The organism is Pseudomonas sp. S2_B10, assembly GCF_054668425.1.
The window spans coordinates 2,333,325-2,348,991 of record NZ_CP162768.1; the positions used below are offsets into that span (position 1 = coordinate 2,333,325).

Consider the following 15,667-nt stretch of genomic DNA (forward strand, 5'->3'; position numbering starts at 1 on the left):
TACTGCCCGATACTTGCCTAGACTGATTCCCCATCAGCTACGCCCCGCGTTCCGCTTCATTAAGGCCTTCTTGCATGTCCGATTCCCGTTATCAGGTCGATGTCAGCGTCGTCACCCGCTATCTGCCAGACCAATCGCAACCCGAACACGACCGTTTCGCCTTCGCCTACACCATCACCGTACAGAACAACGGCAAGGTTGCGGCCAAGCTTCTGTCCCGGCACTGGGTGATCACCGATGGTGACGGCCATGTCGAACACGTGCGCGGTGAAGGCGTCGTCGGCCAGCAACCGTCGATCAATGTAGGCAAGAGCCATGTCTACACCAGCGGCACAGTGATGACCACCAAGGTCGGCACCATGCAGGGCACTTATCAAATGCTCGCCGACGACGGCAAACATTTCGATGCCGTCATCAAACCGTTTCGCCTCGCCGTGCCCGGAGCCCTGCACTGATGACGACGTATGCCGTCGGTGACCTGCAAGGCTGCCTCGAACCGCTCAAGTGCCTGCTCAAACAAGTTGCCTTCGACCCGGCGCTTGACCGGCTGTGGCTGGTCGGCGATCTGGTCAACCGTGGCCCGCAGTCGTTGGAAACCCTGCGTTTTCTCTTTGGCATGCGTGAGTCGCTGGTCTGCGTGCTCGGCAATCACGACCTGCACCTGCTGGCCGCCGCGAAGAAGATCGAGCGCCTGAAGAAAAGCGACACACTGCGCGAAATCATCGAGGCTCCCGACGGCCCGCAATTGATGGAATGGCTGCGCCAGCAAAAGCTGATGCATTACGACGAAACACGCGATGTTGCGATGGTCCATGCTGGCATCCCGCCGCAATGGTCGCTGCGCCGTGCGTTGAAGTGCGCCGCCGAAGTCGAGACCGCCCTGCGTGACGACAACGTATTCCCCGCCTACCTTGACGGTATGTACGGCAATGAACCGGCGAAATGGGACAACGACCTCAAAGGCATTGATAGGCTGCGGGTGATCACCAATTACTTCACGCGCATGCGCTTTTGCACCGCTGAGGGCAAACTCGACCTCAAAAGCAAGGAAGGCCTCGACAGCGCGCCGCCCGGCTACAAGCCGTGGTTTCAGCACAAGGAGCGCAAGACCAAAGGCCTGCGCATCATCTTCGGTCACTGGGCCGCGCTCGAGGGCAATATCCACGAGCCGGGCATTTCCGCGCTGGACACCGGATGCGTATGGGGCGGCAGCCTGACGCTTATGAACGTCGACAGCGGCGAACGCCTGTCATGCAAATGCGACGAGCACGGCGGACTTGCGCCATCAGTCGCCCCACTCACCCCTAACGATTCGCCCGTCAACGCCTCGCGTTAGACTGCGCCTTCAGTAGAGCAACAGGTACTTTGTCATGACCGAATTCAAACGAATCCCCCCGGAACAGGCGCAGGCCCTGCGTGAACAGGGCGCAGTCGTAGTCGACGTACGCGATCCGGCGACCTTTGCCGCGCTGCACATCAGCGGCTCCAAACATCTCGACAACCATTCCCTGCACGCTTTCATTCAAGGCGCCGACCTCGATGCACCGACCGTCGTGGTCTGCTACCACGGCAATTCCAGCCAGGGCGCAGCCGCCTATCTGGTCAGCCAAGGCTTCTCCGACGTTTACAGCATGGACGGCGGCTTTGAGCTGTGGCGTACGACTTATCCGTCGGAAACCGCGCAAGGCACCGCCGAATAATTTTTTTGCGCAGCGCAGGCCCCGGCTGCCGTGGGCCTGCGCGCGGCAGACGAACGGTCTGCCACAACTAATTACGTATCTCGCCTTTACCTCTCGAATTCCCAACTATCCTTAAGCGCAGGCCATCCAAAACAGGGGAGAGCCGGTACACCGGCGCGCGGGTCATCGGGAGTAGCTTTCGCGGTTTGTCGACCGTGGGAGAATTCTGGGGGGTAAACAGCAGCTGCCACAGCGACTGCTGCCAGCATCGACTGAGTGATCCGGCGTCGGCTCCACGTATCGAGCGAGGTGACGTCATGAGTATCTTTAGCCACTTCCAACAACGCTTCGAATCCACACGCCAGGAAGAACTCTCTCTGCAGGAGTACCTGGAGCTGTGCAAAAACGATCGCAGCGCCTACGTTTCCGCCGCCGAACGTCTGTTGATGGCGATCGGCGAACCGGAACTGCTCGACACTTCGACCAATTCGAGGCTGTCGCGCATCTTCTCCAACAAGGTGATCCGCCGCTATCCGGCCTTTGAAGACTTCCACGGGATGGAAGAATGCATCGACCAGATCGTCTCGTATTTCCGCCACGCCGCCCAAGGCCTGGAAGAGAAGAAACAGATTCTTTATCTACTCGGCCCCGTCGGTGGCGGTAAATCGTCCCTGGCCGAGAAGCTGAAACAGCTGATGGAGAAAGTGCCCTTTTATGCCATCAAGGGCTCGCCGGTCTTCGAGTCGCCTCTGGGTCTGTTCAACGCCACCGAAGATGGCGCGATCCTCGAGGAAGATTTCGGCATTCCACGGCGCTACCTGAACACCATCATGTCGCCATGGGCGACCAAGCGCCTGGCCGAATTCGGCGGCGACATCAGCCAGTTCCGCGTGGTCAAGCTGTACCCGTCGATCCTCAATCAGATTGCCGTGGCCAAGACCGAACCCGGTGACGAGAACAACCAGGACATCTCGGCGCTGGTCGGCAAGGTCGATATCCGCAAACTCGAAGAATTCCCGCAGAACGACGCCGATGCCTACAGCTACTCCGGTGCGTTGTGCCGGGCCAACCAGGGCTTGATGGAATTCGTCGAAATGTTCAAGGCGCCGATCAAGGTGCTGCACCCATTGCTGACTGCTACCCAGGAGGGCAACTACAACAGTACCGAAGGCCTCGGCGCGATTCCGTTTACCGGCATCCTGCTGGCTCACTCCAACGAATCGGAGTGGCACACCTTCCGCAACAACAAGAACAACGAGGCGTTCATCGACCGGATCTACATCGTCAAAGTGCCGTACTGCCTGCGCGTCAGCGACGAAGTGAAGATCTACGACAAACTGCTTTTCAACAGCTCCCTGTCCAAGGCGCACTGCGCACCGGACACCCTGAAAATGCTCGCGCAGTTCACCGTGTTGTCGCGCCTCAAGGAGCCGGAAAACTCCAACATCTATTCGAAGATGCGCGTCTACGACGGCGAAAACCTCAAGGACACCGATCCGAAGGCCAAGTCGATTCAGGAGTACCGCGATTCGGCCGGTGTCGACGAAGGCATGAACGGCCTGTCGACCCGCTTCGCCTTCAAGATCCTCTCCAAGGTGTTCAACTTCGATCCGCATGAAATCGCCGCCAACCCGGTGCACCTGCTCTATGTGCTTGAACAACAGATCGAACAGGAACAGTTCCAGGCCGAAACCCGCGAACGTTACCTGCGCTATCTGAAGGAATACCTGGCGCCGCGCTACATCGAGTTTATCGGCAAGGAAATCCAGACCGCTTATCTGGAGTCCTACAGCGAATACGGCCAGAACATCTTCGATCGCTACGTGCTGTACGCGGATTTCTGGATTCAGGACCAGGAGTATCGCGACCCGGAAACCGGCGAGATCCTCAACCGCGTAGCCCTGAACGAAGAGCTGGAAAAAATCGAGAAGCCGGCCGGCATCAGCAATCCGAAGGATTTCCGCAACGAGATCGTCAACTTCGTCCTGCGCGCTCGGGCTAACAACAACGGCAAGAACCCGACCTGGCTCAGCTACGAAAAACTGCGGGTGGTCATCGAGAAGAAAATGTTCTCCAACACCGAAGACCTGCTGCCCGTCATCAGCTTCAACGCCAAGGCCAGCAAGGAGGATCAGCAGAAACACAACGACTTCGTTACGCGAATGGTTGAACGTGGCTACACCGATAAACAGGTACGCCTGCTGTCCGAATGGTACCTGCGGGTCCGCAAGTCGCAGTGAGGCAGCTGCAAGCTATAAGCCACAAGCTGCAAGAACAAAGCGTGTGAACCCTGACACACGGGCATTCGCTTCCACTTGCAGCTTGCAGCTCAAAACTTGAAGCTCCCCGGAGGGGCCTTATGAGCTATGTGATCGACCGACGCCTCAATGGCAAGAACAAGAGCACGGTAAACCGTCAGCGTTTTCTGCGGCGTTACCGTGACCACATCAAGAAGGCTGTCGAAGAGGCAGTCAGTCGCCGTTCCATCACCGATATGGAGCACGGTGAACAGATCAGCATTCCCGGTCGCGACATCGACGAACCGGTGCTTCATCACGGACGCGGCGGCAAACAGACCGTGGTGCATCCCGGCAACAAAGAGTTCACGGCCGGTGAACATGTCGCCCGTCCACCGGGCGGCGGAGGTGGGCGCGGTCCGGGCAAGGCTGGCAATTCCGGCGAAGGCATGGACGAGTTCGTCTTCCAGATCACGCAGGAAGAGTTCCTCGAGTTCATGTTCGAAGACCTGGAACTGCCGAATCTGGTCAAACGCAACCTGACCGGCACCGACACGTTCAAAACCGTCCGCGCCGGGATCAGCAACGAAGGTAACCCTTCACGCATCAATATCATCCGCACGTTGCGCTCGGCTCATGCGCGTCGTATCGCCCTGTCCGGCAGCAGTCGCGCGAAACTGCGCGAAGCCAAGGAAGAGCTGGCGCGGCTCAAGCGCGAAGAACCGGACAACTTCGGCGATATTCAGGAACTCGAAGCTGAAATCGAGAAACTCAGCGCGCGCATTCACCGCGTGCCGTTCCTCGACACCTTCGACTTGAAATACAACCTGTTGGTCAAGCAACCCAATCCCAGTTCCAAAGCAGTGATGTTCTGCCTGATGGACGTGTCCGGTTCTATGACGCAGGCCACCAAGGACATCGCCAAGCGCTTTTTCATCCTGCTGTACCTGTTTCTCAAGCGTAACTACGACAAGATCGACGTGGTGTTCATCCGTCACCACACCAGCGCCCGGGAAGTGGACGAAGAGGAGTTTTTCTATTCTCGTGAGACCGGCGGCACCATTGTTTCCAGCGCCCTGAAGCTGATGCAGGAAATCATGGCCGAGCGCTATCCGAGCAACGAGTGGAACATCTACGCCGCTCAGGCCTCCGATGGCGACAACTGGAACGACGATTCGCCGATCTGCCGCGACATCCTGATCAACCAGATCATGCCGTTTGTGCAGTACTACACTTATGTGGAGATCACCCCGCGCGAACATCAGGCCCTGTGGTACGAATACGAACGCATCGCCGAAGCCTTCTCTGACACGTTTGCCCAGCAGCAACTGGTCTCGGCCGGAGATATCTATCCGGTCTTCCGTGAACTCTTCCAGCGCAGGTTAGTGACATGACCGCCAAAGAGCAGAAGCGCCAACCGATTTCCACCGGCTCCGAATGGACATTCGAGCTGATCCAGACCTACGACCGCGAAATCGCCCGGATCGCGGCCCGTTATGCTCTGGACACCTATCCCAACCAGATCGAAGTGATCACCGCCGAGCAGATGATGGACGCCTATGCCTCAGTGGGCATGCCGCTGGGCTATCACCACTGGTCCTACGGCAAACACTTCCTCAGCACAGAGAAATCCTACAGTCGCGGACAGATGGGCCTGGCTTACGAGATCGTGATCAACTCCGACCCGTGCATCGCCTATCTGATGGAAGAAAACACCATCTGCATGCAGGCGCTGGTGGTGGCCCATGCCTGCTATGGCCACAACAGCTTCTTCAAGGGCAACTACCTGTTCCGTACCTGGACTGACGCCAGTTCGATCATCGATTACCTGGTGTTCGCCAAGCAGTACATCATGCAGTGCGAAGAGCGCCACGGCATCGATGCCGTGGAAGACCTGCTCGATTCCTGCCATGCCCTGATGAATTACGGTGTCGACCGCTACAAGCGCCCGTATCCGATTTCCGCCGAAGAAGAGCGCCGGCGGCAGAAGGATCGCGAGGAGCACATGCAGAAGCAGATCAATGATCTGTGGCGCACCATTCCCAAAGGCGCGGACAAATACAGCGACAAGGACAACGCCCGCTTCCCGGCCGAACCGCAGGAAAACATCCTCTATTTCATCGAGAAACACGCGCCGCTGCTGGAACCCTGGCAGCGCGAAATCGTGCGCATCGTGCGCAAGATCGCCCAGTATTTCTATCCGCAGCGCCAGACCCAAGTCATGAACGAAGGCTGGGCAACGTTCTGGCATTACACGCTGATGAATGACCTGTATGACGAAGGCCTGGTGACCGACGGTTTCATGATGGAGTTCCTCACCTCGCACACCAGCGTGGTGTTTCAGCCTGGCTTTGACAGTCCGTACTACAGCGGCATCAACCCCTATGCATTGGGTTTCGCCATGTACCGCGACATTCGGCGCATGTGCGAAGAGCCTACCGAAGAGGATCGCCGCTGGTTCCCGGACATCGCCGGTTCCGACTGGCTGTCGACCATCAAGTTCGCCATGAGCAGTTTCAAGGACGAGAGCTTCATCCTGCAGTACCTGTCGCCCAAGGTGATCCGCGATCTGAAGCTGTTCAGCATTCTCGATGACGACCAGAAAGACGACTTGCTGGTGCCGGCCATTCATGATGAGGGCGGCTACCGCATCATCCGTGAAACCCTGGCAGCGCAATACAACCTCGGCAATCGTGAGCCGAACGTGCAGATCTACAGCATCGATCGACGGGGCGATCGCTCGCTGACCCTGCGCCATCAGCAGCACGACCGCAAACCCTTGGGCGACTCCACCGAAGAAGTCCTCAAGCACCTGCACCGGCTCTGGGGCTTCGACATTCATCTGGAAACCCTGCAAGGCGACCAGATCATGAAAACCCATCACGTGCCGCCACGCAGTGAACACAGCGAAGGCGATTACGGCCGGCTCGATCTGGCCGTGATTCATCTTTGATCCGGTTCCGGCCTCCGAAAGTCTGACGCAAGGGTTATCCTGTCGGACTGACGGAGGTTTTTTATGCAGGTTTACAAGGTTGGCGGCGCAGTACGTGATCGCCTGTTGGGGTTGCCGGTCGCTGACATCGACAGGGTCGTGGTGGGCGCCACCACGGAGGAAATGCTCGCCAAGGGATACCGCCCGGTTGGCGCCGACTTTCCGGTGTTTCTGCACCCCAAAACCGGTGAGGAATATGCCCTCGCCCGTACGGAACGCAAGAGTGGCCGGGGTTACGGCGGCTTCACCTTCTACGCAAGTCCCGAAGTGACGCTTGAAGAAGACCTGATTCGCCGCGACCTGACGATCAATGCCATGGCCGAGGACGATCAGCTCAACCTGACCGATCCGTACCATGGTCAGCGCGATCTCGAAGCACGAATCCTGCGCCATGTATCCCCGGCATTCGCCGAAGATCCGCTGCGAGTGCTGCGCGTTGCCCGTTTTGCTGCGCGCTACGCAGGATTGGGCTTTACGGTCGCCGACGAGACCATGGACCTGATGCGTCAGCTCAGTGAGTCCGGCGAACTGCAGGCTCTGACTGCCGAACGCAGTTGGAAGGAAATTTCCCGGGCGTTGCTGGAAGACCATCCACAGGTCTTCATCCAGGTATTGCGCGACTGCGGCGCGCTCAAAGAGCTGATACCGGAAATCGATGCCCTGTTCGGCGTACCCCAGCCGGAAACTCATCACCCGGAAATCGATACCGGCTTGCACACCCTGAGCGTGCTGGAGCAATCAGCCCTGCACAGGCAGCCGCTGACGGTGCGCTGGGCCTGCCTGCTGCACGACTTGGGCAAAGGCCTGACGCCGGAAGACGAATGGCCTCGGCATATCGCCCATGAGCACACCGGGCTGAAGCTGATCAAAGCGGTCAACGAGCGCTTCAAAGTCCCCAAAGACTGTCAGGAACTGGCGCTGCTGGTCGGGCAATACCACACCCATGGGCACCGGGCGCTGGAGCTGAAAGCCTCGACGCTGTTGGAGTTGCTGCAAAGTTTCGATATCTATCGCCGGCCACAGCGCTTCGAGGAATTTATCGCCGCGTGCGAGATGGACGCCCGTGGCCGCAAGGGCCTGGAGCAGCGCAGTTATCCACAGGCCGATTATTTGCGCGGAGCGGCGAAGGCTGCGCGAGCGGTGGCGGTGCAGCCGTTGCTGGAGCAGGGATTCAAGGGGCCGGAACTGGGCGAAGCGCTGAAGCGGGAACGACTGAAGGCGTTGAAAGCCTACAAAGAGGCGGCGACAGCCTGATAAAAAACTTCGCGAGCAGGCTCGCTCCCACATGAGACCTCGATCCAATGTGGGAGCGAGCCTGCTCGCGAAAGCGCATTTGATATCACCGCAAATCCGAAGGCGTGAGCTGCTCCCCCCGCCATTCGAACGCAACCGGCGCCAACACCTGATCAATCTGCGCTTCAGCCCACAACATCGCAAAGCTCTTGCCCACTCCCGGATGCACCCGATCCGGCGCAATCAACGACAGCGGCCACAGCACAAAGGCATTTTTCAGGATTTCAGCACGCGGCAGCATCAATCCATCGAAATTACCCACCAGATCGCCATACAGCAGCACGTCGATATCCAGCGGCAGACCTTTGCGATCCGGGGCATAACGACCGTTGTCCGCCTCGATGAATTTCAAGCGGCGGTCAAGCTCCATCAACGGCAGATCGGTGTAGGCCGAGACCACGAAATTGAAGAACGGCCCGCTCTTGATGCCCACCGGTTGGCTCTCGAACACCGCCGAACAACGGATATCCACCAGGAACGTGGCCAGCGCATCGAGACCGGCGCGCAAATGGGTTTCGCGCTCGATATTGCTACCGAGCCCGAGGTAGACCTGAGTCAGCGACATCCGCGCTCGATCTCCACACCCACACCACCCTTGGCCGCTGGAACGGCGCCCGGTTTGGTCAGTTTCAGTCGCACCCAGGTGATCTTGAATTCGGCCATGAGCACTTCAACCAGACGCTCGGCGAAGGTTTCGACCAGCTGGAACTGCGCCTGCTCGGCGAAGGCCTGAATGCGCGTGGAAACACTGGCGTAATCGAGCGCCAGGGTCAGGTCGTCACCGGCGGCGGCCGGGCGATTGTCCCAGGCGAAGCTCAGATCAAGACGCAGGCACTGACGGATGCCGCGCTCCCAGTCGTAGGCACCGATCACGGTGTCGACTTCCAGGCCCTCGATAAACACTCTGTCCAAGCACTTCTCTCCGCTGCACGACAAGGGCGCGATGCGCCGTTAGAATCAGGGCGTCCTCGCCCGGAATAGTTAGCATGTTTTGGCTACTGGCGATTCTCGCCTACCTGCTCGGCTCGCTGTCCTTTGCCATTTTGCTCAGCCGCCTGACCGGAAATCCGGACCCGCGAATGAGTGGCTCGGGTAATGCCGGCGCCACCAACATGCTGCGCCTGGCCGGTCGCAAACTGGCGATCCTGACCCTGCTCGGTGATCTGTGCAAAGGCCTGCTGCCGGTGCTGATCGCCTCGGGCGCGGGCCTTTCACTGCAGGATCAGGCCTGGATTGGCGTGTGCGCCGTGATCGGTCACCTGTTCCCTTTGTACTTTCGCTTTCGCGGCGGCAAAGGCGTTGCCACTGCCGCCGGCATGCTGCTCGGTCTGTATCCACCCGCCGCGCTGCTGGCGGTGTGCGCCTGGCTGCTGACGTTCTACCTGACTCGCACCAGCTCGCTGGCGGCGCTGATTGCCACGCCACTGACCCTGCCATTGCTGGCCTGGCAGGAGCCGGAAGCCTTGCTGCCAATGAGCGCGCTGACCTTGCTGATTGTCTGGCGCCATCGCGGCAATCTACGCGACCTGTTTGCCGGGCGCGAACGGCATTTCTGACTGCCGTCCATGAGCGTCGCTCATTACAGCGCCGACAACTGCTCCATTGGCCAGCGTGCCTGCACGGTGATGGCCAGACTTTCCTGCTGGCCGGCCTTCAGGCGCTGGCAACCGGCAAATGCGATCATCGCGCCATTGTCGGTGCAGAACTCCGGGCGCGCATAGAACACATCACCCTTCATATCGCCGAGCATCTTTTCCAGCGAAACCCGCAACGCCTTGTTGGCGCTGACGCCGCCGGCAATCACCAGTCGCTTCATGCCTGCATGTTTCAGGGCGCGCTTGCACTTGATGGTCAAAGTCTCCACCACGGCCTGCTGGAACGCCAGCGCGATGTCGCAACGGGCTTGCTCGCCGTCGTCCCCGGCGCTGACGCATTGCTGCCAGGTATTGAGGGCGAAGGTTTTCAAGCCGCTGAAACTGAAGTCCAGACCCGGGCGATCACACATCGGACGCGGAAAGGTGAAACGTCCTGCGACGCCCTTCTCGGCCAGCTTGGCGATTTCCGGCCCGCCGGGGTAATTGAGGCCCATCATCTTCGCGGTTTTGTCGAAAGCTTCGCCGGCCGCATCGTCGAGCGTCTCGCCGAGCAGGCTGTATTGGCCAATGCCGTCGACCTGAACCAACTGGGTATGACCACCGGAAACCAACAAAGCGACGAACGGAAATTCCGGCGGTTTCGGTTCCAGCATCGGCGCCAGCAAGTGGCCTTCCATGTGGTGCACACCGAGAGCCGGAATGCCCCAGGCAAACGCCAGCGCCTGCGCGCAGGAAGCACCGACCAGCAACGCGCCGACCAGGCCAGGACCTGCGGTATAGGCGATTGCATCGATCTCGGTCGGCACGCAGTCGGCCTCGGCCAACACCTGACGGATCAAGGGCAGCATGCGTTTGACGTGGTCACGCGAGGCCAGCTCCGGCACCACACCGCCATAGACACGGTGCAGGTCGATCTGACTGAACAGCGCGTCGGCCAGCAGACCGCGTTCACTGTCATACAATGCGACGCCGGTTTCGTCGCAGGAGGTTTCTAATCCCAGTACTAGCATGGGTTTGCGCCTTGTTTAGGCTGAATTCGAAGGCGCGCATAATAGTCGCCACGTGATGCCCCGACCAGCGGTTTTCGATCAGAGGCTTTGCATTCCGAGCGATGAGGGGTTAACATCCGCAACCCTTAAAAACCGACGTCTTCAAGTGCTCTTTTGCCGCGAGGATGTTGACCCCGGTAATGAATGAAGGTAGCTCTGGATGCCAGCCGTCAAAGTAAAAGAGAACGAACCCTTCGACGTAGCTCTGCGTCGTTTCAAGCGCTCCTGCGAAAAAGCCGGTGTACTGGCTGAAGTTCGTAGCCGCGAATTTTACGAGAAGCCAACTTCTGAGCGTAAGCGCAAGGCAGCAGCCGCTGTTAAGCGTCACGCCAAGAAAGTTCAGCGCGAACAGCGCCGCGCCGTTCGTCTGTACTAATCCACAGACGTTCGTAGCAAGCTTCTTGCCTAAGCCCGGCCCTCAGCCGGGCTAATGGCATTTGCGTAAAACGCTTGATGCTTCACCGTCGACGCCGCCGATGCGACCGAGACAAATCTGCTTCACCGCGTCAGGCCTGGCTCTTTTGCCAGCGGTGCACGTCTTTTCTGACGAGCCTTTCAAGGCTACTGACGAGCACACCCACTGATTCCTCTTACGACGATCAGCCCAAGGCACCTGCATGCGTGCCCGCTTTATTGAGCTATCCGAGGTCGACAATCGGCCGTCAGCGGATTCAGCGCAACACTTTCACATAGTCGAAGACTGATAGGTACTAACGTCAGTGGATTTTCGGCAGATACACTTCCCGACAGCGATTACGCAGACGACACCGGTCGAGCCGCACTTTTTGTGCGTTTCCAGCAATGGCCCGCGTCCGACGGCCTGTCGCAACGGATTTATTGCAGCGCAGACGACGAGAACGCCATGGCCGGGCTGATTCCCCAGAGCTTCATTGACGACCTGCTGAACCGCACCGACATCGTCGACGTGGTCAGCTCGCGCGTGCAATTGAAGAAGGCCGGCAAGAACTACACCGCCTGCTGCCCGTTCCATAAAGAGAAAACCCCGTCATTCAGCGTCAGCCCCGACAAACAGTTCTATTACTGCTTCGGTTGCGGCGCCGGCGGCAACGCCCTCGGCTTTCTCATGGATCACGACAACCTGGACTTCCCCCAGGCCGTCGAAGATCTGGCCAAAGCCGCCGGCATGGAAATCCCCCGCGAAGAAAGCGGTCGCGAGCGCAAGCCGCGCCAGCCGACCGATTCGCCGCTGTACCCGCTGCTGACCGCCGCCGCTGATTTTTACCGGCAGGCACTCAAGAGTCATCCGTCGCGCAAGGCTGCGGTGGATTACCTCAAGGGGCGCGGGCTGACGGGCGAGATCGCTCGGGATTTCGGCCTCGGTTTTGCGCCGCCGGGCTGGGACAACCTGCTCAAGCATCTGAGCAGCGACACGTTGCAACAGAAGGCCATGATCGAAGCTGGCCTGCTGATCGAGAACGCCGAAACCGGCAAACGCTATGACCGCTTCCGCGATCGCGTGATGTTCCCGATTCGCGATACCCGTGGACGGATCATCGCCTTCGGCGGTCGCGTACTGGGCGACGACAAGCCCAAGTACCTGAACTCACCGGAAACCCCGGTATTCCATAAAGGCCAGGAACTCTACGGCCTTTATGAAGCACGCAAGAACAATCGCAACCTCGACGAAATCATCGTCGTCGAGGGTTACATGGACGTCATAGCCCTCGCCCAGCAAGGCTTGCGCAATGCCGTCGCCACGCTGGGTACCGCGACCAGCGAAGAACACCTCAAGCGCTTGTTCCGCGTCGTCCCGAACGTGTTGTTCTGCTTCGACGGCGACCAGGCCGGCCGCAACGCAGCCTGGCGTGCACTGGAAGCGACCCTGCCGTGCCTGCAGGACGGTCGTCGCGCGCGGTTCCTGTTTTTGCCCGAAGGCGAAGACCCGGACACCCTGGTTCGCGCGGAAGGCACCGACGCATTCAAGGCGCGCATCAATCAGCACGCGCAGCCGCTGGCCGATTATTTTTTCCAGCAACTGACCGAAGAATCCGACCCGCGCTCTCTTGAGGGCAAGGCGCACATGGCCACCCTCGCCGCACCATTGATCGACAAGGTGCCGGGCGCAAACCTGCGTATTCTCATGCGTCAGCGCCTGACCGAAATCACTGGCCTGAGCAGCGAAACCGTCAGCCAATTGGTTCAGAGTGCGCCGCAGGAAGCACCGCCCGCCTACGATCCGGGCTTCGATTATGACGCCATGCCGGACTACAGCGACTACCATCAGCCGCAGGCACAGGACATGTATGTGCCGCAGCAGGAATGGACGCCGAAGAAACCCGGCGCCGGCGGCAAGAAGTGGGACAAGAAACCGTGGGACAAGAACGGCAAGCGTGGTGGCGATCGCGAACAGCAGCGCCCGCGTACGCCGATTGGCGTTGAATCGCCAACCCTGACGGCACTGCGAACATTGCTCCATCATCCGCAACTGGCCAAGCGCGTCGAAGACGCCGGGCACATTGCCGATGAAAATCAGACCAACGCCCAGCTGCTTGTGGCCCTGCTCGAAGCCGTACAGAAGAATCCCAAGCTAAACTCATTTCAGCTGATCGCGCGATGGCACGGTACTGAACAGGGTCGCTTGCTCAAGGCGCTGGCAGAAAAGGAATGGCTGATTGACGGAGATAACCTTGAACAACAGTTTTTCGACACCATTACTAGCTTGTCCGCCCGCCAACGCGAGCGAAATCTCGAACAGTTACTCAGGAAAGCGCGGCAAAGCGAACTGAGCGTCGAAGAGAAAAATCAACTGCGCGACCTTTTAAGTCGCAATGTTTCCGCATCAAACCCGACCTCAACTGGCGCGTGAGGTCATAGCTCAGGTATAATCCTCGGCTTGTTTTTTGCCCGCCAAGACCTTCAGTGGATAGGGTGTTATGTCCGGAAAAGCGCAACAGCAGTCTCGTATTATTGAGTTGATCAAACTGGGTCGTGAGCAGAAGTATCTGACTTACGCCGAGGTCAACGACCACCTGCCCGAGGATATTTCAGATCCGGAGCAGGTGGAAGACATCATCCGCATGATTAACGACATGGGGATCCCCGTACACGAGAGTGCTCCGGATGCGGACGCCCTTATGTTGGCCGACGCCGATACCGACGAGGCCGCTGCGGAAGAAGCAGCCGCTGCGTTGGCGGCGGTGGAGACCGATATCGGTCGCACCACTGACCCGGTGCGCATGTACATGCGTGAAATGGGTACGGTCGAGCTTCTGACCCGTGAAGGCGAAATCGAAATCGCCAAGCGGATCGAAGAAGGCATTCGTGAAGTGATGAGCGCGATTGCGCACTTCCCAGGCACGGTTGACCACATTCTCTCCGAGTACACCCGCGTCACCACCGAAGGTGGTCGCCTGTCCGACGTCCTGAGCGGTTATATCGACCCGGACGACGGCATCGCGCCGCCTGCGGCAGAAGTGCCGCCGCCGGTTGACCCGAAAGCCGTCAAGGCCGACGACGATACCGACGACGATGATGCCGAATCTTCCGACGATGAAGAAGAAGCCGAAAGCGGTCCGGATCCGGTCATCGCTGCGCAGCGCTTCGGTGCCGTCGCCGACCAGATGGAAATCACCCGCAAGGCCCTGAAAAAGCACGGTCGTCACAACAAGGCAGCCGTTGCCGAGTTGCTGGCCCTGGCCGAGCTGTTCATGCCGATCAAACTGGTGCCGAAGCAATTCGAAGCCCTGGTCGAGCGTGTACGCAGTGCCCTGGATCGCCTGCGTCAGCAAGAGCGCGCGATCATGCAGCTGTGCGTACGTGATGCACGTATGCCGCGCGCCGATTTCCTGCGTCAGTTCCCGGGCAACGAAGTCGACGAAAGCTGGTCCGACGCCCTGGCCAAAGGCAAGAGCAAGTACGCCGAAGCCATCGGTCGCGTGCAGCCGGACATCATCCGTTGCCAGCAGAAGCTGATTGCGCTGGAAACCGAGACCGGCCTGACCATCGCAGAAATCAAGGACATCAACCGTCGCATGTCGATCGGTGAGGCCAAGGCCCGCCGCGCGAAAAAAGAGATGGTTGAAGCCAACCTGCGTCTGGTGATCTCGATCGCCAAGAAGTACACCAACCGCGGCCTGCAATTCCTCGATCTGATCCAGGAAGGCAACATCGGCCTGATGAAGGCGGTGGACAAGTTCGAATACCGTCGCGGTTACAAGTTCTCGACTTATGCCACCTGGTGGATCCGTCAGGCGATCACTCGCTCGATCGCCGACCAGGCGCGCACCATCCGTATCCCGGTGCACATGATCGAGACGATCAACAAGCTCAACCGTATTTCCCGGCAGATGTTGCAGGAAATGGGTCGCGAACCGACTCCGGAAGAGCTGGGCGAACGCATGGAAATGCCTGAGGACAAGATCCGCAAGGTACTGAAGATCGCCAAAGAGCCGATCTCCATGGAAACCCCGATCGGTGATGACGAAGACTCCCATCTGGGCGACTTCATCGAAGACTCGACCATGCAGTCGCCAATCGATGTCGCCACAGTGGAAAGCCTGAAGGAAGCGACTCGCGAAGTGCTGTCCGGCCTCACTGCCCGTGAAGCCAAGGTACTACGCATGCGTTTCGGTATCGACATGAACACCGACCACACGCTAGAAGAGGTGGGCAAACAGTTTGACGTAACGCGTGAGCGGATCCGTCAGATCGAAGCCAAGGCGCTGCGCAAGCTGCGCCACCCGACGCGAAGCGAGCATCTGCGCTCCTTCCTCGACGAGTGATACCAGAACCCCCGGCCCAGGCCGGGGGTTTTGTTTTATGGCAGATTAAATTCCCCGCTCCGCCCTCCCCGTCGCGTACC

14 protein-coding genes are annotated in these 15,667 nt (G+C 59.1%); 11 read left to right on the plus strand and 3 right to left on the minus strand.

Going from position 1 to position 15,667, the window contains the following annotated elements:
* The first annotated feature begins 74 nt into the window (after positions 1-74).
* From apaG to AB4O45_RS10530, 7 genes are all read left to right on the plus strand, one after another.
* Entirely contained in the window at positions 75-455 is a 381-nt protein-coding gene (gene apaG, locus AB4O45_RS10500; RefSeq protein WP_056786669.1) for a Co2+/Mg2+ efflux protein ApaG, read from the plus strand.
* Positions 455-1,336, plus strand: coding sequence for a symmetrical bis(5'-nucleosyl)-tetraphosphatase (locus AB4O45_RS10505; RefSeq protein WP_056786666.1), 882 nt, complete (start codon positions 455-457; stop codon positions 1,334-1,336). The genes apaG and AB4O45_RS10505 overlap by 1 nt, the downstream gene beginning before the upstream one ends.
* Before the next feature lie 34 nt (positions 1,337-1,370).
* Positions 1,371-1,700: a thiosulfate sulfurtransferase GlpE gene (gene glpE, locus AB4O45_RS10510; RefSeq protein ID WP_095181409.1), complete on the plus strand. Its 330-nt coding sequence runs from the start codon at positions 1,371-1,373 to the stop codon at positions 1,698-1,700.
* A gap of 296 nt (positions 1,701-1,996) precedes the next feature.
* Positions 1,997-3,919 (plus strand): PrkA family serine protein kinase, encoded by a 1,923-nt coding sequence (locus tag AB4O45_RS10515; protein WP_016772892.1) that lies wholly within the window; start codon positions 1,997-1,999, stop codon positions 3,917-3,919.
* A 119-nt stretch (positions 3,920-4,038) separates the two neighbouring features.
* The gene (locus AB4O45_RS10520) at positions 4,039-5,310 is read left to right on the plus strand and encodes a YeaH/YhbH family protein (protein ID WP_460161374.1); all 1,272 of its coding nucleotides are present in this window, start codon (positions 4,039-4,041) and stop codon (positions 5,308-5,310) included.
* Positions 5,307-6,869, plus strand: coding sequence for a SpoVR family protein (locus AB4O45_RS10525; RefSeq protein WP_024014545.1), 1,563 nt, complete (start codon positions 5,307-5,309; stop codon positions 6,867-6,869). Before AB4O45_RS10520 ends, AB4O45_RS10525 begins: the two co-directional genes overlap by 4 nt.
* Before the next feature lie 63 nt (positions 6,870-6,932).
* Positions 6,933-8,162 (plus strand): multifunctional CCA addition/repair protein, encoded by a 1,230-nt coding sequence (locus tag AB4O45_RS10530; RefSeq protein WP_460161375.1) that lies wholly within the window; start codon positions 6,933-6,935, stop codon positions 8,160-8,162.
* Positions 8,163-8,247: 85 nt separating this feature from the next.
* Here AB4O45_RS10530 and folK read toward each other — a convergent pair whose 3' ends face one another.
* A complete protein-coding gene (gene folK / locus AB4O45_RS10535; RefSeq protein ID WP_095181407.1) occupies positions 8,248-8,766 on the minus strand; it encodes a 2-amino-4-hydroxy-6-hydroxymethyldihydropteridine diphosphokinase in 519 nt (172 codons plus the stop codon).
* A complete protein-coding gene (gene folB / locus AB4O45_RS10540) occupies positions 8,757-9,113 on the minus strand; it encodes a dihydroneopterin aldolase (protein WP_016772885.1) in 357 nt (118 codons plus the stop codon). Before folB ends, folK begins: the two co-directional genes overlap by 10 nt.
* A 74-nt stretch (positions 9,114-9,187) precedes the next feature.
* Between folB and plsY the strand changes: the two genes are divergently transcribed.
* Positions 9,188-9,757, plus strand: coding sequence for a glycerol-3-phosphate 1-O-acyltransferase PlsY (gene plsY / locus AB4O45_RS10545; protein ID WP_186568892.1), 570 nt, complete (start codon positions 9,188-9,190; stop codon positions 9,755-9,757).
* Positions 9,758-9,780: 23 nt separating this feature from the next.
* Here the strand turns inward: plsY and tsaD are convergent, their stop codons facing one another.
* Complete coding sequence (tsaD, locus tag AB4O45_RS10550; RefSeq protein ID WP_457265080.1) at positions 9,781-10,806, minus strand: tRNA (adenosine(37)-N6)-threonylcarbamoyltransferase complex transferase subunit TsaD; 1,026 nt, start codon at positions 10,804-10,806, stop codon at positions 9,781-9,783.
* A gap of 199 nt (positions 10,807-11,005) precedes the next feature.
* Here tsaD and rpsU point away from each other — a divergent pair, with 199 nt between their 5' ends.
* The 3 genes from rpsU to rpoD all read left to right on the plus strand — a co-directional run bounded on the left by rpsU (position 11,006) and on the right by rpoD (position 15,587).
* A complete protein-coding gene (gene rpsU / locus AB4O45_RS10555; RefSeq protein WP_002551877.1) occupies positions 11,006-11,221 on the plus strand; it encodes a 30S ribosomal protein S21 in 216 nt (71 codons plus the stop codon).
* A 486-nt stretch (positions 11,222-11,707) separates the two neighbouring features.
* The gene (dnaG, locus tag AB4O45_RS10560) at positions 11,708-13,672 is read left to right on the plus strand and encodes a DNA primase (protein ID WP_252887988.1); all 1,965 of its coding nucleotides are present in this window, start codon (positions 11,708-11,710) and stop codon (positions 13,670-13,672) included.
* A gap of 67 nt (positions 13,673-13,739) precedes the next feature.
* Positions 13,740-15,587: an RNA polymerase sigma factor RpoD gene (gene rpoD, locus AB4O45_RS10565; RefSeq protein ID WP_024014550.1), complete on the plus strand. Its 1,848-nt coding sequence runs from the start codon at positions 13,740-13,742 to the stop codon at positions 15,585-15,587.
* Positions 15,588-15,667: the final 80 nt, after the last annotated feature.